This is a genomic window from Devosia sp. A449 (assembly GCF_054489375.1).
Genome location: NZ_JBTMWU010000010.1, coordinates 72,869 through 92,484 on the forward strand (window position 1 = coordinate 72,869; position 19,616 = coordinate 92,484).

Here is a 19,616-nt window from a genome sequence, read left to right on the forward strand (position 1 = left end):
GCGTACTTTCAGTACTCTGTAGGGCCATCATGGGTGGTGCGGGGAGGCGCCGCGCTCTTGGCGCGGCGCCCGAGTTTCATCGCTAGAGGTCACTCGACCATGAGGCTGCCGTCGTCGGGCAGATAAGAGCTATCGAAATAGAGGCTCGCCTCTGGCCCGTTGATAAACTCATAGGTGACGGCAATCTGCTCGAGCGACCGGGCGAACCGTGCCTCATCGATCCCGCCAACGCCGTTCTCGCGCACCCAGTCGGTCATGATGTTGTCGCGCAGCGCAAGTTCGAGCCGCCGTACCTCAAGATCTTTGTCCATCGCCGGGTTGCGCGACACCATGGCGTCGACGCCGGCTCCGGGGTCGTTCACCGTATCTTGCAGCCCCTTGGCAACAGCGCGCAGGAAGCCGGTCAGCTGTTCCGGGTTCTCCTTTGCGAAGTCGGTATTGGCGATGATGACATTGCCATAAAGCTCGAGGCCGTAATCGGCCATCAGCAGGACCGTCATATCCTCTTCCGGAATGCCGAGGCGAATGGTGTTGAGGAAAGATGTGAAGGAGAAGCCGGTCACAGCCGCCACCTGTCCCTCCGCCAGCATCGGCTCACGGGTGGGGAAGCCGACCGGCTCCACCGTCACCTTCGAGACGTCGATGTCGTTGGCCGTGGCGAAGACCGGGAACTGTGCCCAGGCGCCGTCGGGCGGCGGTGCGCCGAGCACGCGGTCTTCCAGATCCTTCGGCTCCTCGATGCCGAGGCTCTTGCGCCCGACGATGGCGAAGGCGGGCTTGTCGTAGAACATCATCACCCCGGTGACTGGCGCGTCGGGGTTCTGGTCAAGGAACTTGATCAGGCTCGCCATGTCAGCAAATCCCACCGGAAAGGCGCCGGTCGCGACCTTGGGAATCGCGTCCAGTGAACCCTGGCCCGCCGTGATCTCGACCGAAAGCCCCTCGGCTTCGAAATGGCCGTTCTCGATCGCCATGAAATAGGGAGCGGCCGGTCCTTCGAATTGCCAGTCCAGCGCAAAGGGCATCTGGCTCTGGGCAAGTCCTGAACCTGCAAGCGCAAAGCTTGCAGCCGTGGCGAAAATCACGCGTCTAAGCATCGCTGATAACCTCCCCGTGGAACGCGGTCCCTGTTTGATCTTGTTGCAGATTGCTGCGTGGACCGCTTCCTCTGAAGTCAGAGTAGAATATTGGTGGCCCCCGTCAAGGTGGTGTGGTCGCCTAACTGTCGCGCCAATTGGATTCCCCATTCGCGTCTATATAATCCATGGAGAGTGATGCCGTTGTTGGCGAGTCCACATGCGATTGCCGCGGAGGTAGCTTCCGGTGCCGCCGTATCGATGTTCCCGCTAGTGCTGCACTTCTTCCTCGGCTTCGCGCTTGCCTATGTCACTCGCCGGAACTTGCTGGCTGCTACATCCGGTACAGCATGGGGAAACCCGGCAACTTTTCCGTTTTCCTTTGCTGGGGCATATGCGGTAGTGGACTGGATCACTGGAGGCGGACAAGTCAGCGCGGCAGAAAGCGAGGCGCTTGAAGCCACTGGCGAACAGCTGAGTGGTGGACTTTTCGCGGCCGGCCTCGATGCAATATGGCCCACGTTGCAACGATGATGATCGGCGGGATGCTGTAAAGCGGGACTAAGGTTCGACGCCGGGGTCACGTCATCGTTCCTTTGCAATCGACTGCATCAGCAGCAGGCCGACGGGTCACTATTCGGTCAGTATTCACAATAGGGTCTTGGACGTCATGGAAGAGCTGGTGAAGTTCGCGCTGATCAACCGCGGCATATCCGGCTACCTGACCTCCCGCTACAGCGAGCGCAAGGAAGCCGCAGCCAAACTCGAGGAGCGGGTCGGCCTGTAGTCGATCTAAGTTACGATGCCCGATACCCAGTCCAATGCCGGTGCAATCTGGGCACTCGGCGTCACCCAGATCATCGGCTACGGTACGCTGTGCGCTTGAAGATATGAAGCAGGCTGTACTCATAGCTATTCACTCACACCCTCCGAGGTGGCAAGGCACGAAACGGGTTTCGACGTGCATATCGCCCCCCATTGCTTGGTTTGAGCAGACTCCCGCCCCGGAGTGAGGACGGGTGGCGGGGATGAAGTGCGTGGATCCGATTGCGCGGATCCGGCGCGAGTTTCTTGTGGCGGGCAATGCGGTCAAGCAGATCGTTCGGGACCTGCATGTATCAAGGAACACGGTGCGCAAGGTGGTGCGGTCGTGCGCCACAGCGTTCGAGTATGAGCGTGAGTACCAGCCCCGGCCGCGGATCGCTCCCTGGAAGGCTGAGCTGGATCGCCCCGCTGGCGTCGAACGAGGGCAAGGCGGTGCGGGAGCGGCTGACGCTGATCCGGCTTCGAGGAGCTCCGAGTCTGGGCTACGATGGCGGCCATGATGTGGTCCGTCGCTATGCCCGCGCCTGGAGCCTGGAGCCTGGAGCCTGGAGCCTGGAGCCTGGAGCCTGGAGCGGGCCCCGTCGTCGGCAGTAGCGTTTGTGCCGCTTGCCGTGTGGGAACAAAGTGCATAACAATGCGCGTTAAGCGGCAATCTAAGTTATTGACTAAGAACGATAAAACTAACCTGGGTTCGAATCCTGGTGGGCCCACCATCTTCTGCTGGTGTTTCAGCCGCTTTTGCGGGGAACGAAACCACGTTCCCCACACTTTCCCCCACAACTACACGGCCTTGACGGTGCTTGCCAAATGCGCTTGCGGCCGCTTTTAGGTGGTCCGGGTGGTGGTGGCCGTAGGTCTTTTCCACAAGTTCAGGCGACATGCCGAGAAATCCGGCAGCCTCCCAAATCGGCACGCCGGCCTGCATCAGCCATGTTGCGCAGGTGTGGCGGAGCGTGTGCGGCGTGACGTCTGTTCCCAGCCCTGCCAGCTTGCAGGCGCGGGCGAAGCCAACCTTTACTGACTTCACTGGCTTGCCGTGCCACATGACGAAGTGCGCCGGGCGATAGCCGTTGGCGTCAGGGGCCGCCCAGCGGCGTAGGTGCGTTAGGAGGCCTGGAGGTAGCGGAGCAGGTGGTTGGCGCTTGCTGGAGGCCCGCTGCCCGCCTGCAAGGCGATAGAAGATGCCGCGATCTAGGTCGACGTACGACTTGCCGTCGCCGCGTTCCGGCGCGGCTGCTGCGATGGCCGCTGAGCGTGTGCCAGTGTAGAGGCCAAGCAGGATGAAGCGGGCGATATGGCGCAGTGGGTATTTATCAGTCGGTTCCTGTGGAACATCAGACTTCCCACCGTCGTGCTTTCGACGTTGCATCTCCCGAGTCCGCCAGCAGGTCCATAGCAGCCGCGCTGCTTCGTCGCGGGTCAGCCAGCGTTCCTTGGGGGCTCCTTTTTCGGGTAGCCAAACCCCGACGACGCCGCGGTGCAACCCTTCCCTTGTGTGATGATTGATCGCTGCGCGCAAATCCTCGAGATCGCGCCGGGCACCGCCCATGGTCTTCCGGGTTTTAGCGTATTGGCGGCACGTTACGCCCGTCACATCAGACAGCATCATGCCGCCCCACCAGAGTGCAAGACGAGCCATCCGCTCGTCGTGTTTCGCCCTGTTGGACATGGTGGGGCGCTTGTCGTCATCGTAGATTGACAAAACGTCCGACACATCAATCGTCTCGATGTCTTGCACACGCCTTGCGGCGGAGTGCTTTGTCTCAATGTAAGAGGCTAGCCTTCCTTCCGCCGCCTCAGCTTCGCCAGCAGGGCAGCCTGTGCGATGCTCTGACTTCCCGTCTCTGATGACCCAGTGGGAGCGCTCTTTGACCTTGCCGTCGGACGCGCGGCGCTCCGGCTTAAGGTAGAGATAGGGGCCTCGGCTGGTACGCGGCATCGTTTCCTCATGTCTTCAATGGCTGCCAGGGTGGTGAAGTCCTTCCCGGCAATTCGTTCTATAGAAAGTCGCCCCCGCGCCGCTTCGCGCCGCAGGCCAGATACCGTCATCCCACCGCTAGGAAAGGCGTGGAGCAGCGCGGACGTGAGGCGCAGTGGAGTGGTCGGGCCGGGTTGGTTATCATTCGCCGCTTTCATGCTGCAGCCTTTCGCTTAACAAAACTGCGCGCGGCAGATCATCCGGGAACCCGGCGTCCACCCAGGCGAGACGCAACTTAGTTATGTTTAGCTCCAATTAAATCCTAGATGAATGGGCTGGTTTACCTTTGAATGTCCAATATATCTAAGAATAAAATTGCGGTCGTACGTCCGAAATCATTATAGAATGGCGCATTCAACAATAGTCAATGCGGTGCATGCGGACTCCAAATCGGATTGGAGCGCTTCCAACACTGGTAAACAGATGTAGCTTGGGGCAGGTTGCAAAATTCTCGCTAACGCACCGTTGGGCGGATCGACTACCGCGGTGGCGGGGTGCCGTTGTCTACTTCCATCATCAATGTCGATATCGAGTTGAGCGGCCGCTCGTGAACGGAGACGGTTTATGTCGAGTAGAAGCAAGTGTCTTGCTCCACGCACATGAGATAGGGCTATGATAGCACGCCCGATTTCCAGATTTTTTCTGCAGTATGTGTAGCCCTATTTAGCGTATAAGTCACTGTTTTCACTGCGAAAATGGTGTACACCTCCGTATCTTGGACGTCAGAGAAATCGCCCCATATTGAAACGCGTCGGCAGGGGAATTCAAACCCTGTTGGCTGCCTCGGTTAGCATCACCTAGATCGCTTTTCGCCGAAGCAGTGAGCCTTTCAGTATGGACGCGCCATCGCTGAAAATTCACGAAAATCCATAAACCAACACACGGTACCGCACGACCTGTGCGGACGAGGAGAAGCCATGCCTGCCACTTACCTGACGATTATCGCCGACCTCATGATCGAACTCTCGACCGAGATCGATCTCCACTACGAAGATTCAGATTTGCCCGCACTGACCCAGACCATGGGCAAGCTGCGCGCTGCAGCGGCCTTCTTGGCTAGCAATGGCTCGGATGTGCCCGACGCCTTTGTCCACCTGAACGCCCGCGTTCTGCGGGGGACCAACTGAGATGGCAAAGGTCGATCAGGAAGGCGCATTCCTTATGGCGCAGTTGATGGTGATCGTCGTGGAGGACAACCAGGACCACCCCGATCACATCCTGCTAGCGTACTGCAACTACGTGTACGACACCCTTTTGCAGAGCGTGCAGTACCTCTCAGCGGGGGGAGTGCAACCGCCGATGGCGGTCCTGGAGTTTTTGCTCCGCTTCGTCCGGGCTGCCAAGGCTGCTGAAAACGACCACTGACTTCACTACGAAAGGGCGGCGCAGGGCCGCCCTTCGCTCATTCCCTAAGGTGAAGTGGTAGTCCAATTTTTGGACTGGACCCCGACGTGAATGCTGCGGTGTCAGCTGCCTGGCCCTAACGACGAACCTCAACCCTTGCCAAAGCAGCCCGCCCGTGGGGATCGCGCTAGGGACTTTGCCCAGCAACTGGCCGGGTTCTCCGACACCACTTTGACCGCGCCATCTGGTGCTGCGGTGGTGCTGCGCAAGCTGGCGCAGGATCAAGAAACAGCACTTAGGATGCTGCATATGGTGGCTCTGAAGGTCGCGATGATCGAAGCGAAATAAACCTGTCGCCGCCACCGCACGCGACAAGTTGGCCCTCCGGGCTTTCTCGACAGGTCCGGCGAATTCATGCCACAAGATGCAAGTTCGCCGTGCCGTCGCTGGCAACGATTGGTGAAAGGTTCACGTTAATGATTATGTGAGGGAATGACCCCACTTTTGATGGTGGCGTTTGAGGGAATGTCCGAAGCACTCATAAACAGCGATATGTTGACTTGGGCGATGGAAAGAGCGGCTCTATCGGAGAGTGTTCTTGCCAAGCGGGTTAATGTGTCCGCCGACCGCGTGGCTGAGTGGTTGTCGGGTGCCAGCCGTCCCACATTTCGACAGGCCCAGATCGCATCCTCTGCGCTGCATGTTCCCTTCGGCTACCTGTTTCTGAAGGAGCCTCCCCAAGAAGACCTGCCTATTCCCGATCTGCGGACATTGGGTAGCGATCCTGCGTACACGCTCGATTTGAACTTCAGGGATCTTCTGCAGGACATCATGTTCAAGCGGGATTGGTTCCGGGATTTTCTGATCGAGCGAGGCAGCCAAGAATTGCCATTCGTCGGCAAATTTGATGTGAACGCTGCCCCCACTGCCGTGGCTGCCGATATGCGCTCGACGCTGTTTGGCTCCGACGGCGCCCCTTCCGTAAGAAATTGGGAAGAGTACCTACGCGCGTTGATGCGAGCAGCTGAGGATGCGGGCATTTGGGTATTGCGCAACGGCGTTGTAGGCAGCAACACAAGTCGCCCCCTGTCTGTGCAGCAATTCCGGGGCTTCGCGATTAGCGACACAATCATCCCACTCGTGTTCATCAACGGCCGAGATGCGAAGGCAGCGCAGATTTTCACTCTGGCGCACGAATTGGCTCATATCTGGCTGGGCGCCAGCGGCATTTCGAACGTGCAGATCCGCGAAGCGGACTATGGAGCACACCGCCGGCTGGAAAAGACTTGCAATGCGATCGCGGCAGAATTTCTTGTTCCCTCTGAGGATTTCAGGCCCAGGTGGTCCTCTAGGCTCTCGCTGGACGAAAATGCAGATACGTGGTCGAGGCACTATCGCGTCAGTCGCATTGTCGTGGTCAGGCGCGCGCTCGACTTGGGCTTAATCAGCCAAGCTGACTATGGCTCTTTTTACGCACGCGAAAGCAAGCGTTGGGCGGACGCTGGTTCCGACGGCAGCGGCGGTGATTTTTACAAGACCCTTCCCATAAGGAACGGTCATCGATTTACACGCCACGTTGCCTCCCAAGCGATGAGCGGCCAGCTTCTTCTGAAGCACGCTGCCAGCTTATTAAATACTCAGCCATCGTCCGTCGTGAAGTTCTACCGAAAGGCCACGGCGGTATGAAATACCTGTTCGATACCAATGTTTTTATCGAGGCCAAGAACCGGTATTACGCTTTCGACATCTGTCCAGGATTTTGGCAGTGGATGGACCACGTTTGCGGTGTCGATGCGGGCTCAATTCGCAATGTTCGAGACGAGCTGACGCCTGGTGACGATGATCTAAGTGAATGGGCGAAGGCCCGAAAAGATGCTGATTGGTTCTTGAAAGTTGAGGATGCGCCAACTCAAGAGGCCTTTGCGGAAATCGCGACCGCCATTTCCGGCAAGCTCTACACTCAGCCAGCGATTGCACATTTCCTAAGCGGTGCAGATCCATGGCTGATAGCGAAAGCCAGGACAACTGGCGCGGTTGTGGTGACGCATGAATTGCCAAGTCCCGACTCGAAAAAGAAGGTCTTTATCCCAGACGTCTGCGACACGTTCGGCGTGCCGTACCTTAACACTTTCGATGCTCTGCGCGAGCTGTCAGTGACGTTCCACCTCAAACCATAGTTACGCCTCGGCACCTATGCCGAAGCCCACTCTTCGATATCGCCTTCGAAGGTGTCGTAGCTGGAGCGGTTGCCGTTGCCGACCGCCAGCATTCGGCCCATTGCCATGATCAAAGCGACGGGGCCGTCGATCTTGTTTCCGTCCGTTCCTTGCGCGGATAGACATTATCCTTGGCGTCGGGCTTGGCCGTGAGATTGCTGAGCATCCATGTCATCGCCGGATCGCCGTTGTGGATGATTCGACGAGGGCGAATCATCCCCTCCACTTCCTTGAGCGCGGACATGGTGTTGACGATCTGCCGATACCCCCGACGAACCGAACTTGACGCTGGAGCGCGATTGATACACAGGCGATCGGTTGGCGGGCGAATAAGCTAGCAAAATTAGTGTGTAGCGCGATTTTTGGGCGTTCGAATAAACTCTTCAGGCGCCACACGCAGGCGCGAGTGCACGGAGTATTGGTCTAGGGGCCTGGCTGTGAGTAGTATGCTACCGCATCATTGCACCCCAAATTTCTCCAACGATTAACCGGTGTTGGTTGACGCCATAGGTGGGTCTGGACAGGACTCGTGGGGGCTATTTCATATTCTCGCTGGGTACTGAGCCCAGGGTGCAAGGCCGAGGCTTGGCAACCAATTTTCTGGCCCGGATGTTCCAAGTGGGCCGACAAGGTCGGGACCAAGCTCTGTCTGACTGCCGCTTCATATGACGACAGCCCGCTCTCGACCCAAGACTGTCGAGACGTACCGCAAGGCCTGTTTCGAGGTCGATACGTGCCGATGGTGTGGCCAATCAGCTGTTCCGATGGTGAGGCATCCTCGGTTCCATCGTTCTTGAGGGCCAATAGTGACGTGGATCATCGCCATGATGCGACAAAAGTACGATCCAAACCCTTAGTCCGTGGGTAATTGAACTGCGTTCTCCTTTTACCCTCTTAACAGCGACAAAAATAATCACCACATGAACGACCAAGGAGCACTGTCAAGTATTCCATTTTTCTTCTTTCAAGAGAAAATAACACTACATAGGCAAAATCGGACATCTGGAGGAAACTCGATTTTGATCTACGGAAAATAATTTAGTCTAATAGATTAAATTATACTCTTTCACCAAAAATCCTCTTTCCTTCTTTGTCAAACCTTTCCGGTACAACCAATGGTTGATCAACGGCGGTCCATAAACCGCGAAGTACGCGGCCCCCTCTGGAAAGAGGTGGCCGACCACATCCACACCCAGCTCACCACCACCGACCAGAGCCTGAACCAGATCACGGAAGAGCTTGCGGCGGGCTATAAGGCCCGCACTCTCCCCAGGGCGCTGTACGACACCATCTGGTACGGCCACACCCAGAACTACAAAGGGTGGATCAGCCCTCGCACCTTGGTCCGGTGGTTCATCATGAGCTACCCCCACTATCGTGACGACCAGATGGCCGAGGCCCGCAAACTCCTGGACCAGGGCCTGACCCAAATCCAAGTCGCCGCCCATTGCGGCGTCACCACCCGCACGATCCGAAACTGGATCTCCTCATGAGAGACGACATCGTGCAGGCTGCCTTCATCCTTGGGGATGGTGTCGGACCTGCGCAGCCGCTTTGCTGTGATTTCGGATTGCAACTGGCATGATGCTATCAACTTGAAGCACCCGCCAGCCTCAAACGCCCCACGAGAGTCAGGAGAATGAGTCCATCAGACGGCCCAGGGGTGCCAGAGGTTGGTAAACCCCCACCCAGAGTCACCGCTGGTCGCTTCTGACGCTATCCTGCGCGCCTGGGCCGACGTTGCCCTCACTATGGTCCTGCCTGCGTGTTTCACTAGTTCCCGGACACGGGAGCGCCGTTCTGACACTTTGAGCCGAAACCGCGTCACTACTGAAATGAAAACGATCCATCCGCATCGGGGGACGGAACTGGCACGCCATCGCGCTCGAACATAGAGACCATCGCGCTTTGGACCGCGTCGTCGCATCCAGTCCCGGATACCCCTTCTGCCACCATGCGCCGGAGATCCCCCGCATCCGCTTCAGTATCGCCCATCGGCCAGAGGGCGAAGTTAGCTAGCTGCCTCTTGCGCTGCATAAGACTATGCAGGAGGCAATCGAATGAGTGCTCGCGAAATCCGGGATGGATCGACATAGGGACATGTATGTGAACCTGCCGGGTCTGGCCGATGCGATGAACGCGATCGTTGCATTGCTCTTCCACGGCTGGATTCCACCAGCGCGACAGGTGAATGACATGAGTGGCTGCGGTCAGCGTTAGGCCTGTACCTGCCGCTTTGGGGCCCAATACCAAAAGGTCGAAACCGGGCGCGTCGCGATATTGCTGGAATCGATTGACGATGTCTTGCCGCTTCTTGATGGGAGTATCACCGTTGATCAAGTCAACGCGCGATAGCCCAAACTCGGATTTGACCAGTTCGATGAAGCGATACTGCATCTTGCGATGCTCGATAAAGACAAGCGCTCGTTCGCCCGATCGCTCAATGGTGCGCAGAATGTCAAAGGTGGCCTCCAGCCGGGCCGAGGCAGTGATGATATCCTGATTGGCGGCGATGGCTTCGGGATCGGGATGCACCGACACGCTGCGGATGTGATGCAGCATCTTGAGTGCAGCGCCAAATCCACCCTGGGCCAGCTTCAGTTTGGCATCTTCATAGCTGCTTGCCTGTTGAGCGGGCATAGGTCGAGGGTGAAGATGCCGTGATTTCATCGGCAGGTCGCTGGCCACCGTCTGCTTCAAGCGCCGCAAAGCGAGCGGCGGAACGGTCCCGTCGGCCTTGAACACCCGGCCATGCAGCTGCTCCATGTTTTCCGGCGACGGCGTAGCATAAGCCTTGCGGAAATCGCCCAGGCTGTCGAGGCTGCCGGGCGCCAGCTGATCCATGATAGCCCACAGATCTTGCGCGCTGTTCTCAATCGGCGTCCCGGTCAGACCAATTCTGAAATCAGCATTGATTGTTCGGGCTGCCTCAGCCCGCATGCTGAACGGGTTCTTGATGGCCTGGATCTCGTCGAAAACCGCAGCCGCAAACGGAATTGTCGCGAGCGAGTGTTGGTAATTGGTCAGCGTCGTATAGGTCGTCAAAATCCATTGGCGATGCGCTCGGCCGTCTTCGATAGCCTCATGCAGGGCGGCCAAATCTAGTTTGGCGACGCCGTCGTCGATATCCATGCCCTTGGCTCCGGTCAGCTTCCGCGAACCGGTGCCGGCGCCGTAGAGGCGGATCACTTGCCCTAGTCCAGGCTGATGCAGATGACCGCTGACTTCCTGCTCCCAATTTATTAGCAGAGACGTCGGCGCCACCACGAGGATTGGGCGGCGCGGGGCACCGCCGCTCTGGTCCATATACGCCTGAAGCCAGGCCAGAAACGCGATGGTCTGTAGGGTTTTTCCTAACCCTTGCTCGTCGGCATTGAGGACACCGGGCAAGCCCGCCTTCCAACTGTCGATCTGCCAGGTCAGGCTGTCGACTTGGTGGGGTTTCAGAACGGTTTTGACTCGGGACGGAACATCGCTGCTGAGCGTAGTCCGGCGCGGTTTGAGTGTGCCGATCCATTGCAGCTCATCAATATTGTCCTCAGTCTCCAGCACAATCGGACCGCCCGGCCCGTCTTTCGCCTCGGCATTATCACCCGTTTCCTGTCGGGATCTAATATGTACGTCGATCGTCGTCAGAGTTTCCGCACGGGCCGGGACGGCAAGATCGTCTAGCGCGACATGGTCTTCCCCGTTGGCGATGGCAGTGACCACCGCCTCACGCAGTTCATCGAGAGCTGGACTTGGCATGTTCGCCAAAACCTCTGCAAATTTCTGCCCGAAATCCTCGGGCATCCAAGTGCTGGCATCGAAATCGATCGGCGCCGTGCGTTTCTCAAACACCTTGAGACCCATCACGCGTTCGGAAAACTCATGCGTCTCCACCAGAACTGGCCCGGCGATGGCCTCGATGGCTTCTTCTTCGCCGACAGCGTCGAGCCCCTCAAGCTTGCCCGATCCCCGAAGTGCGTCCTCGACGGCCAAAGTGATTGCGGGGCGGGGGTTGCGAATGAAGGCTTGTCGCTCAGCAAGAGGCGCCTTCTGCATTCGCGACATGACATCGAGCACTGGCGCCGCTGACCGGTCAATGACGAGATAGCTGCCTGGACTGACGCGATAGGCCGGCAGTGCTCCGCGATCGCGCACTCGCATCTGGAAAGCGTGCAGATCCCGCGCCTGAAGCTCGCCCTGCGCTTCGTATGGTGTGGTGGCCTCCTCGAGCCCGTCCTGTTCCAATGCTTTGCCCGAGAACGGCACAACGTTGAAATCCGAACCGTCCGCATTGGGCGAGATGGAGAACCGGTCCGCCAGGCTGACCGTGAGGCCAGATAAGAAGTCTGTCATCGACACCTTGGCCGCATCATCGGCACCGGCAACGCGAATTCCGGGGTCCAGGGCTTGGCGGAAGCGAGCCAACGCCTCCCAATGGGCAGCATCATCATGCCCCCCAGACCTGAACCCTTCGGCTACTTCTACAGCGTCCAGCAACCAGAGCGGTATACGACGCTCACCGTCCGACGTCACCAAAATCGCGCCGGTACGCTGGGGGAGTTGTCGTTGGCCTGCCTTTGTCCATTCGTGGCGCAGGCGGAACGAGGGGGAACCGATGACGCCCTCTACGTCGGTGCGAAAGGTCAGATCGACCACCGGTGGCATGTTCAGGGCTTGCGCGGTTTGGCTGGCCAGCCCTGCAGCGAGACGATGCGACATGTGGATCTGTTGCCCGCCAATCTCCAGATGCTCGCCAGTTTCATCGGCCAGTGCGCGCAAGTCGGCAATGGCATAGATGAGTTCGCGATCGCTTGGTGGTAGGTGCTCAAGATCCTGTGGTTTCCGCCCAACCAGACGCTGCAACAATCCACCACTACCCCGCTGGGTGACGGTAACCGTGTCCGCGGTGTAGCTGAGCGAAAAGGCCATGGTCTATCCTAAATGTGTTCGAGTACTCGGCTCTGCCAATCGCCGTTGTGGGAGACAGACCAAGATCCAGGAAGCAATCGTATGTGCTCACAATCGTAGCGCCCCTCGTAAAGTTTCGGCGCTTTGGGATGATCGTCTCTGAAGACGTGAACCTTATAGCTGTGGGAGCCTTCAACGACGATTTTGTTGCCGACCTTCAGGATCAGAAGAGACGTGTTTACCCGCGAGCCGCCAGCTTCCTGACGCCCAAAGCGTAAGAACTTATTGTCAGCGCCTTTGCGGCGGGCATAGTCCACGCCTTCACGGCTGAACGCCACCCAAGCGGCGTCGATACGCTTCTGATTATGAAGACCCAACCAGAACTGTCGCCTAGGCGCCCACATGTGGCTTTCTTCAACCGCGGAAACAACGTCGAGGAAGAACCTGATGTTCTCGCCAGTCAGCCAGCGGTCAAAAATGGCCCGCAAGTGAGCGGGAACGCCGCCCCATGCGACATTCTCGCTGCGGATGCGCGGATCGCCGTAAAGCGAAATGAGGCGTTCCGTCAGGTATCGCTCATCGTCTGCCGACGGTGCTCGGTTCAGCCAAGGTGTTAGCAATGCGCTGATTGCTTCCGCCGACCCAGACGCTCGTGCCTGCTGGCCTTCGGGCTTAAGCCAGAGAAACAAGCGCTCCATCGAGCCACGCTCGTGCAGCTGCGGGGCGAGCTGATCAACAAATGAAAGATGGGCGTGATCCATTAGGCCGGGCGCATGGGGACTTCGTAGACCGAGTTGGCGAAGCTCGTCCCAAGGCGAGGCCATACCCACCATCCGTCGGGCAATTCCAGCTGGGGCAGCGCTCGGATCCAAAAACTCTGGAATGCGCTCTAGCAGAGCAGACCAACGGGCCCCGATGCGCGCTTTCGCTGCCGTGAGCGCCGACGCCAAGGCCCGCGTATGGGGAGCGCCAGGCACGTAACTGCCGACAAATACCGCCACCATAGTATTAAGGAAGGTCCGGCGATCGCTACTTTGGATCTCGTCGCAGTAGAATTGACGGAGAGGGGTCAGATCCGACCGATCTCGACGATCCACATCGAAGAGTGCAACCGCGGCCGTTGTCACCAGGGACATCCTGGTGTCGGACCAATCGCCACTTTGCAACCGTCGCAGTACCTCCTGAACCAATCGTTCACGATCACGTTCGGGCGGCTCTGTCACTACATCCGGCCAGCGATTAAGAATGCGGTCAGCGGCAGAAGCGACCTGGTTGAATGCGGCGATTGCCACGGGGTGAAAGGTCGCGGGCTTGGACAAGAAGCGTGACAGGCTCATGGCGTCACCAACCTGACGCCAGCCTGCAGTTCGCTGCGAATGCGTTCGATTTCCTCGGAGCTGCCCGGCGTGAACATGATAATCCGCAAATCGATGCGTCTATTGGTGGAACGTCCTTCCACCGTCTCATTATCGGCGATAGGGCGCATTTCGCCATATCCCGCCACTGAGAGGACGGGCTGTAGGCGATAATTCTGGTGGCTCACTAGATCGGGCCGGTTCCCAATCATCTCGGCATAGGTCGTGTTGGCCCTGTCGGTCGATAGCCCCAGATTGGAAATATCTGACCCTTGGGCGTCGGTATGGCCTTCGATCTGGACGGCTTCAATCACCACACCATTGGGATTGCAGGTGTCGTTCCAGCTCGAGAGCCGGCCGAGCGTGTAGCACGGTAAAATCTCGTTCAGCCGACCGGCAATCCGCTGTACGACCTGCACCGTCTGTTGGTCTCGCAGCGCTGATGAACCGCTCGCAAACAGCCCGTCACCCTGAAACCGCAATGCATCGTTTTCGGCACTGATGACGACATTGAGATCTGGAAACTCCTCCAGGAGCTGGTCACGCAGCCGCTCGAGAATGGTCCGCCGTTCCCTGGCCGTCTGGCCGATGTAGGTTTCTAGTGGGTTTACCTTTTGGGCTTCGGCAAGAAGCTGTTCCAGTTCCGCAAGGCGACCCTCCAGCTCGGCGATGCGATGCTGTAATTCGGCCATTTCTTGCCGTTGCGCGTCGATCAGCTCGTCCTTTTGTTCAATAAATGTTGCTTGCAGCGCGATCGTGGCCAGTGCCTCGTCGTAGTAAGTCCTGTGAACGGTTTCTTCCGGGTTGAACTGGCTGGCGAAGAACGCCAGCAAGATCATGATGATGAAGAGAAAGCTGACGGTCATGTCGGTCATCGACACGAACGACGATTCTTCCTCCTCCTCCTGATGGTGCCGACGGGTACCGCCGCGCATCAAGGTCTCCTGGACTGCGGTGCGAACTGCTCGGCCTGGTCAACAACAGCCTGAAGCGTATCGAGGGCAGGGCTTAGTCGGCCCTGCAGTTCACTGACGTGCCCGCGCATGGAATCCACGGCGCTGGCCACCTGAGTGGTATAGATCTCGAAGGCCTGCCCGAGCTTGCTGTCCATGTCGTCCAGGCGATCACCCTGTCCCTTGAGGCGCTCGAGCATCGCCGCCACCCCTTCGAGCCCAGCTTCGATCGCCCGCGCTTCGGTTCCCAAAATCTGTTTGGCTGCATTCAATGCCTCCAAAGCACTGCTGGCAGTCGCCTCCGCCGACCGTGAAACGGTCACCGATACGTGCTGGGTGGCTTCGGCCAGTTGTCGGATCGAGCCTTCGATCCGTTCAGTCAGAGCCCGAATCGGCGTTGCAGCGGATACCAATTCCCCGCTGGCCGAACGGAAATTAGAAGCTGCCTGCACCGACGCCTCGGCACCAGACCGGACACCCTCGGACAGCTGCCGCATATCCGCGCTGGCGCCGGCGACTTGTCCGGCGACACCGTCCAATTGACGAGCAATCTCGCCCAACGGCGCCAGCAGCTCCTCTGAAGCCCGGCTCGTCAACTCGCCGGTCAGTCGGGCGATTTCGGAACCCGACGCCTCAATGCGTTCCCGGGCCGCTTCACTGCCGGCCTTGGATGCACCCTCCATCTGCTCCTTGAACGCTTCTCCGGCCAGCCGCAGATCCCCTGCCGCAGCACTCATGGCGCGTGCGCCTTCGCCTGTATTTTCGCGAATGCCCTGCAGCGTCTCGTTCATGATGCTCAGCATCCGATCAGCGCCCTGGCTGAAGGCACCGCCGGTGGCATCTGCCGCTGCAGTCATGGTCGAACGAAGATCGTCGACGGCCTGTGCAACCCGCGCAATGGCGGAATCCATTTCACCCCCCATGCGGCCAGAACTCTGATCCATGCGCTCGGAGAGCTGGCTGATCCGCTCGCCGGCCTGCGCGAGCTTGTCGCTGGCCTGACTGAGGGCCTTGCCGACGTCGTCGGAGAAGCGGGACGACAGATCCTGCACCATGGTGCCCACACCATCCGTGCCGGCCTTGCCCACTTGATCTAGGAGCGGCGCCATGGCCGCCGTGATGCTGCTGGAGATGGCCAGCGGTATGTCTTCTCGCAATGGGCGGCCCAGTTCAGCGACAAGCTCCATACCGATGGTGCGGAAATGCTCCCGCTGTTCCCGCACCGCCGCCAATTGCTCGACCGCAAGGGATTCAAGGCTAATAAACGAAAGGCGTTGCTCTAGGCTGCTGGACACCGTGTGCGCCGCATCCTCCAGCCGCGACATTCCAATTCGCAACACGATGGTGAAAATGATTGAGCAAAAGAGGCCCGTTAGCGACATGATGAACTTGGCAGATGCCACATTCATCAACTTGCTCATGCTATCCGCATTGATGACCGATAGACCCTGAAGTGCGGCGACGAGGCCCAAAAAAGTAAAAAACAGACCTGCGGTCACAAAAAGTCCAGGCACGATGCGCCAGAAACCGGCGCCGAATCCAAGGTCTGCAACGTTGAAGAAGATGGAAGGGCGTGCTGCATTGCGCAGCACGAATTCGTTTTCACCGACCTCATACGGAACCAGGGTCTCCCGGAATTCGGTCCAGTGCTCAGCAACGCTCTTGGCCGAGCCCCTGCGCCCAAAACTTTTGATGCGGCTGTCTAGCTCGGAAATGTTTCGGCTGAGGTCGATGCCATCCTTGTATTTTCGGACAGCAGTTCGCAACCGTGCGAGAGCGCGCCTCTTACTGCCAACGCGGTAAAGAAATAAGGCGATTGCGATCGTGAGCAAAACCACCAGCGCAAGGCTCACCAGTCCCGGGGCTGACTCCTCCCTCAGCCAACCCGCAATGTCGAGAACAAATGCACGAACAAAAAGCCCAATCGATATTACTGATTCCAAGACGCCCGCCCCACATAACAACTGACTTGTATTGGGTCGGATGACCTTCGTGCAAGCACGGGGTGCGCTAACTTACAGCCAGCACTTGGCAGCTTCCGGCCCCATCTGCCATTCACTCTCGAATTTCGCTATTCCGAGCTATTTCTCATGCGCATTCCTAACCCACACCGGCCCCCGCTGGTGACGGCTGTCCACGCGGAAGGGTTATGAGGGCTCCGTTGGTGGGCCCACGTATCCTGTCCGGCGCTTATTCCTGATTCGGTTCATCTCCTGGCCTCGTCGGGAGGCGCTAGGTGCAGGATCGTCTCGTCCACTGGTGGCAGATGCGCCAGCTCGATTGCGATGTCGACCGCTTCATCGATCATGGCAAGCAGTGGCGCGGCGTTTGGTTCGTGCGCCAGAACCGCCATGGCCTGCTCGAGATGGTCTCGGGCCCGTATATAGAGCGGGTGGGGCAGGGTGGTTTGCTTCATCTTCACGCTCCGGGAGCCCCGATCCCGTTGTGCGCCTCAATGGTGTCTGGGGCGACATTGTCAGCCGGACAATTTGACTGAAATTGGAAGCACCAAACAGAAAAGCCTGCCCCGCGTGGCAACGAGGCAGGCTTCGGGAGGACGTTGGCGCGAACTCGATACGTGGCGCGCCCATCAAGACTGCCATCGCTTGGTGTTCGCAAATAAATGTGAGGGGCGGTCGGTTGATCGCCTTGCGAGCCAGGATACATCCGCACCTCATTTGCGCGTCCGCTATCTGACGCCAACTCACTGTCGGCAATAGACCGCCGCAAGGCTATAGTTGTCGTCGGGGTTGCGCGCTTCAACCTCAGCCGCCACTCGGGCCGCAAATGCGTGAGGAGTGACCTCATAGCTGGAAATTCTCTGAAGTTCTCTGAGAAAAACTTTCTGATGAATGCCGTCAGTGGTAAAAATCAGTTTGTCCCCGACCGCAAGATCCACGTCGAATATATCGACGCGGGGAGTATCTTCTGTCCCAAGCGCGCTATCTAGAATGTGCTTCCTCGGGTAGTCCGCATACTCATCTTGCGTGAGTTTGCCTGAAAGCAACAGTCGCATCCCTTCCGAGTGATCTGTGGTGAGACGCTTAACTCCATTGTTTCGCGCCATAGCCAGCCGACTATCTCCAGCATGAACGCACATCATCCGCCCCTGCGTGAACCAAGCGGCCGTGAGGGTTGTTGCCATCGTTGACAGTTCACGCGAGCTTCGTTGGCTGATGAGCAGCGCGTGGTGGATGCGTATTGCTATCGAGGAGAACCACAATCCCACGTCCGGCTGCTCGGATATTGCCGAGCTAATTTCGCTAATGGCAGTGCCGGAAGCGGTGTTCCCGCCGCCCATTCCCCCCAACCCATCTGCTATCGCGACTATCAGGTCGTTGCCCGGCAATTTCCATACAGCAACGCTGTCCTCGTTGATCTTTCGAGGCCCCGCGTCGGTGAAGGTGGCGTACTCGAATTTCACGCGCAAATCTCTTGAACGGCCTTGTAGAGTGCTGGGTGCAGTTGGGATGGTGTGAAATCAATCGACCTGCTCAAATGCCGGATCGACCCGCAAATGTCCGTGCCCTCGATGCGAAGCTGGACCGCAAGTCTCTTCGCCAAATTGGTATCGAGGTCGGCGTCACAGTAGTCAGCGAACTTGCGTTCAACATACCATCGATTGTGCGAAGCGCCCATCTCCAGCATCGCCACCAAACATAAGGACTTAGTTTCATAGTCGCAGCCTTCAATGAAGGCCTCCAGCCGGTTCGCGAGAGGATCACAGTAGTCGAAATTGAAACTGCTCTCTCTGACCCACGCAGCGAAAGCTCTGCCTATTCGCCCAGCAGATATGCCGTCCCGGCCAACCAAGTCGTTGATCCTGTCAGCGCCCAGCTTGCGAAAGATGGCAGATGCTTCGTCCTTCGATGCTTCAAGTTCGATGAAGTCCGCAAGTCTCTCCCAGTCGCCATCAGCCGGGGGAGAGATGGCGTCAAGCATGGCTACGAAGTCAATTGATTTTTGAGTAGGTGGTGGTGCCGCGGAGGCATCCACACTCAAGACCGCATCCAACACCGCTTTAGCCGATTTGAAGCGTTGCGCGGGGTTTTTGTGGGTACAGCCCAGTAATATCGCTGAAAACTCCCCCGGCTCCCGTATCTCGCCGCAGGGGACACGATCTTCGGTTCCGACCATGTCGTGCAGGATGCATCCAAGCGAATAGATATCCGATTGGACCGAGGCGAAGCGTAGGTCTTTCGTTATCTCCGGCGCAGTATAATAATCTGACTGCCTCGCCATCCCTGTAGACGTTAGGGCGGAAAGCTGCGTTTCCTTTATTGAGATAAGGCCAAAATCGCTGACTGCATAATAACTCTGGGGTTTGCCCTCTTGCGTCCTGGAATACCTCAGAACATTTTGGGGCTTGAGGTCTCGATGATATATCTCCATCGAGTGCATTTCCTGTAGGCCAGCAACCACGTCGCTCAATGCGGCGACAAAAGAACCTCCTAGTGTTCGGTCAGCCCGCAAGTCTTTGGAGAGGTTGCCGTCTGCCACGGGCATCAGATAATATGGGGGGTCGACTTCCAAATCTGAGCCGGAAATGGGCACGATGTTGGGGTGAACAATTGCACCCTGAACACGTACTTCCTTCGCAAATCTCTTCTTCACATTGACCAGAAGCTCATCGCTTAGCGGCTGGTTTTTTGAGAATGTCTTGCGGGCATATCGATTGCCGTTGTCGTCCTCAACAAGGTCGACGTTCCCGAACCCGCCCTTGTCTATTTGTTCAATGAATTTCATGGCGCTCCCCCTTCACGCAATTGCATAGTTTGCGTCCCCATTGATCTCCTCCCATCTCACGACACGCTGAGCAATGGTCCGCCGGTGAAATTCGACAAAAATTCACGAGGGGTCAAACTCGACAGTTGCGGCTCGCTATTACCCCCCGGTGGTGTCGTTCGGTTGCTTTCGCTGGGTCTGACGCCGTTCCACCTCAATGCTGACGTGAGCCCTTAGATCTCCTCCAA

The 19,616-nt window shown here is 58.0% G+C and carries 17 protein-coding genes and 2 pseudogenes; 9 read left to right on the plus strand and 10 right to left on the minus strand.

Annotated elements, in window-relative coordinates; genetic code table 11:
- Nucleotides 1-89: 89 nt before the first annotated feature.
- On the minus strand, nt 90-1,085 hold the full coding sequence (locus ACX3OW_RS20225; protein WP_459097599.1) for an ABC transporter substrate-binding protein: 996 nt from the start codon (nt 1,083-1,085) through the stop codon (nt 90-92).
- A 189-nt stretch (nt 1,086-1,274) separates the two neighbouring features.
- On the opposite strand from ACX3OW_RS20225, the gene ACX3OW_RS20230 reads away from it, so the two are divergent.
- From ACX3OW_RS20230 to ACX3OW_RS20240, 3 genes and pseudogenes are all read left to right on the plus strand, one after another.
- The gene (locus tag ACX3OW_RS20230; RefSeq protein ID WP_459097600.1) at nt 1,275-1,610 is read left to right on the plus strand and encodes a DUF2062 domain-containing protein; all 336 of its coding nucleotides are present in this window, start codon (nt 1,275-1,277) and stop codon (nt 1,608-1,610) included.
- Nucleotides 1,611-1,719: 109 nt separating this feature from the next.
- Nucleotides 1,720-1,863, plus strand: a pseudogene (locus ACX3OW_RS20235) (arsenical resistance protein ArsH); the annotation flags it as partial.
- Nucleotides 1,864-2,104: 241 nt separating this feature from the next.
- A pseudogene (locus ACX3OW_RS20240) lies at nt 2,105-2,438 on the plus strand (IS21 family transposase); the annotation flags it as partial.
- Nucleotides 2,439-2,559: 121 nt separating this feature from the next.
- Here the strand turns inward: ACX3OW_RS20240 and ACX3OW_RS20245 are convergent.
- Nucleotides 2,560-3,840: a tyrosine-type recombinase/integrase gene (locus tag ACX3OW_RS20245; RefSeq protein ID WP_459097601.1), complete on the minus strand. Its 1,281-nt coding sequence runs from the start codon at nt 3,838-3,840 to the stop codon at nt 2,560-2,562.
- Between the two features lie 956 nt (nt 3,841-4,796).
- Here ACX3OW_RS20245 and ACX3OW_RS20250 point away from each other — a divergent pair.
- From ACX3OW_RS20250 to ACX3OW_RS20270, 5 genes are all read left to right on the plus strand, one after another.
- Nucleotides 4,797-5,006, plus strand: a complete 210-nt coding sequence (locus ACX3OW_RS20250) for a hypothetical protein (protein ID WP_459097602.1) — start codon at nt 4,797-4,799, stop codon at nt 5,004-5,006.
- Nucleotide 5,007: 1 nt separating this feature from the next.
- Entirely contained in the window at nt 5,008-5,244 is a 237-nt protein-coding gene (locus ACX3OW_RS20255; RefSeq protein ID WP_459097603.1) for a hypothetical protein, read from the plus strand.
- Nucleotides 5,245-5,379: 135 nt separating this feature from the next.
- Complete coding sequence (locus tag ACX3OW_RS20260; protein ID WP_459097604.1) at nt 5,380-5,571, plus strand: hypothetical protein; 192 nt, start codon at nt 5,380-5,382, stop codon at nt 5,569-5,571.
- 144 nt (nt 5,572-5,715) lie between these two features.
- Nucleotides 5,716-6,909, plus strand: coding sequence for an ImmA/IrrE family metallo-endopeptidase (locus tag ACX3OW_RS20265; protein WP_459097605.1), 1,194 nt, complete (start codon nt 5,716-5,718; stop codon nt 6,907-6,909).
- A complete protein-coding gene (locus ACX3OW_RS20270) occupies nt 6,906-7,400 on the plus strand; it encodes a DUF4411 family protein (protein WP_459097606.1) in 495 nt (164 codons plus the stop codon). Before ACX3OW_RS20265 ends, ACX3OW_RS20270 begins: the two co-directional genes overlap by 4 nt.
- A gap of 109 nt (nt 7,401-7,509) precedes the next feature.
- On the opposite strand, the gene ACX3OW_RS20275 is transcribed toward ACX3OW_RS20270, so the two are convergent.
- A complete protein-coding gene (locus tag ACX3OW_RS20275; protein WP_459097607.1) occupies nt 7,510-7,683 on the minus strand; it encodes a hypothetical protein in 174 nt (57 codons plus the stop codon).
- Between the two features lie 928 nt (nt 7,684-8,611).
- Here ACX3OW_RS20275 and ACX3OW_RS20280 point away from each other — a divergent pair.
- A complete protein-coding gene (locus tag ACX3OW_RS20280) occupies nt 8,612-8,932 on the plus strand; it encodes a helix-turn-helix domain-containing protein (RefSeq protein WP_459097608.1) in 321 nt (106 codons plus the stop codon).
- A gap of 334 nt (nt 8,933-9,266) precedes the next feature.
- Here the strand turns inward: ACX3OW_RS20280 and ACX3OW_RS20285 are convergent, their stop codons facing one another.
- The 7 genes from ACX3OW_RS20285 to ACX3OW_RS20315 all read right to left on the minus strand — a co-directional run bounded on the left by ACX3OW_RS20285 (nt 9,267) and on the right by ACX3OW_RS20315 (nt 19,389).
- Nucleotides 9,267-12,356 (minus strand): DEAD/DEAH box helicase, encoded by a 3,090-nt coding sequence (locus ACX3OW_RS20285; RefSeq protein ID WP_459097609.1) that lies wholly within the window; start codon nt 12,354-12,356, stop codon nt 9,267-9,269.
- Between the two features lie 8 nt (nt 12,357-12,364).
- A complete protein-coding gene (locus ACX3OW_RS20290; RefSeq protein ID WP_459097610.1) occupies nt 12,365-13,672 on the minus strand; it encodes an EH signature domain-containing protein in 1,308 nt (435 codons plus the stop codon).
- Nucleotides 13,669-14,625, minus strand: coding sequence for an OmpA/MotB family protein (locus tag ACX3OW_RS20295; RefSeq protein ID WP_459097611.1), 957 nt, complete (start codon nt 14,623-14,625; stop codon nt 13,669-13,671). Before ACX3OW_RS20295 ends, ACX3OW_RS20290 begins: the two co-directional genes overlap by 4 nt.
- Complete coding sequence (locus ACX3OW_RS20300; protein WP_459097612.1) at nt 14,625-16,586, minus strand: MotA/TolQ/ExbB proton channel family protein; 1,962 nt, start codon at nt 16,584-16,586, stop codon at nt 14,625-14,627. The genes ACX3OW_RS20295 and ACX3OW_RS20300 overlap by 1 nt, the downstream gene beginning before the upstream one ends.
- A 263-nt stretch (nt 16,587-16,849) precedes the next feature.
- A complete protein-coding gene (locus tag ACX3OW_RS20305) occupies nt 16,850-17,059 on the minus strand; it encodes a hypothetical protein (protein WP_459097613.1) in 210 nt (69 codons plus the stop codon).
- A 288-nt stretch (nt 17,060-17,347) separates the two neighbouring features.
- The gene (locus ACX3OW_RS20310) at nt 17,348-18,067 is read right to left on the minus strand and encodes a PP2C family protein-serine/threonine phosphatase (protein WP_459097614.1); all 720 of its coding nucleotides are present in this window, start codon (nt 18,065-18,067) and stop codon (nt 17,348-17,350) included.
- The gene (locus tag ACX3OW_RS20315) at nt 18,064-19,389 is read right to left on the minus strand and encodes a serine/threonine protein kinase (protein WP_459097615.1); all 1,326 of its coding nucleotides are present in this window, start codon (nt 19,387-19,389) and stop codon (nt 18,064-18,066) included. Before ACX3OW_RS20315 ends, ACX3OW_RS20310 begins: the two co-directional genes overlap by 4 nt.
- Between the last annotated feature and the right edge of the window lie 227 nt (nt 19,390-19,616).

Bases quoted from the DNA above. Each gene is read 5' to 3' on its own strand.
- ACX3OW_RS20290 (WP_459097610.1), bottom strand. From the start codon at position 13,672: ATGAGCCTGTCACGCTTCTTGTCCAAGCCCGCGACCTTTCACCCCGTG.
- ACX3OW_RS20315 (WP_459097615.1), bottom strand. From the start codon at position 19,389: ATGAAATTCATTGAACAAATAGACAAGGGCGGGTTCGGGAACGTCGAC.
- ACX3OW_RS20275 (WP_459097607.1), bottom strand. From the start codon at position 7,683: ATGTCCGCGCTCAAGGAAGTGGAGGGGATGATTCGCCCTCGTCGAATC.
- ACX3OW_RS20305 (WP_459097613.1), bottom strand. From the start codon at position 17,059: ATGAAGCAAACCACCCTGCCCCACCCGCTCTATATACGGGCCCGAGAC.
- ACX3OW_RS20250 (WP_459097602.1), top strand. From the start codon at position 4,797: ATGCCTGCCACTTACCTGACGATTATCGCCGACCTCATGATCGAACTC.
- ACX3OW_RS20245 (WP_459097601.1), bottom strand. From the start codon at position 3,840: ATGCCGCGTACCAGCCGAGGCCCCTATCTCTACCTTAAGCCGGAGCGC.
- ACX3OW_RS20265 (WP_459097605.1), top strand. From the start codon at position 5,716: ATGACCCCACTTTTGATGGTGGCGTTTGAGGGAATGTCCGAAGCACTC.
- ACX3OW_RS20285 (WP_459097609.1), bottom strand. From the start codon at position 12,356: ATGGCCTTTTCGCTCAGCTACACCGCGGACACGGTTACCGTCACCCAG.
- ACX3OW_RS20295 (WP_459097611.1), bottom strand. From the start codon at position 14,625: ATGCGCGGCGGTACCCGTCGGCACCATCAGGAGGAGGAGGAAGAATCG.
- ACX3OW_RS20255 (WP_459097603.1), top strand. From the start codon at position 5,008: ATGGCAAAGGTCGATCAGGAAGGCGCATTCCTTATGGCGCAGTTGATG.
- ACX3OW_RS20270 (WP_459097606.1), top strand. From the start codon at position 6,906: ATGAAATACCTGTTCGATACCAATGTTTTTATCGAGGCCAAGAACCGG.
- ACX3OW_RS20230 (WP_459097600.1), top strand. From the start codon at position 1,275: ATGCCGTTGTTGGCGAGTCCACATGCGATTGCCGCGGAGGTAGCTTCC.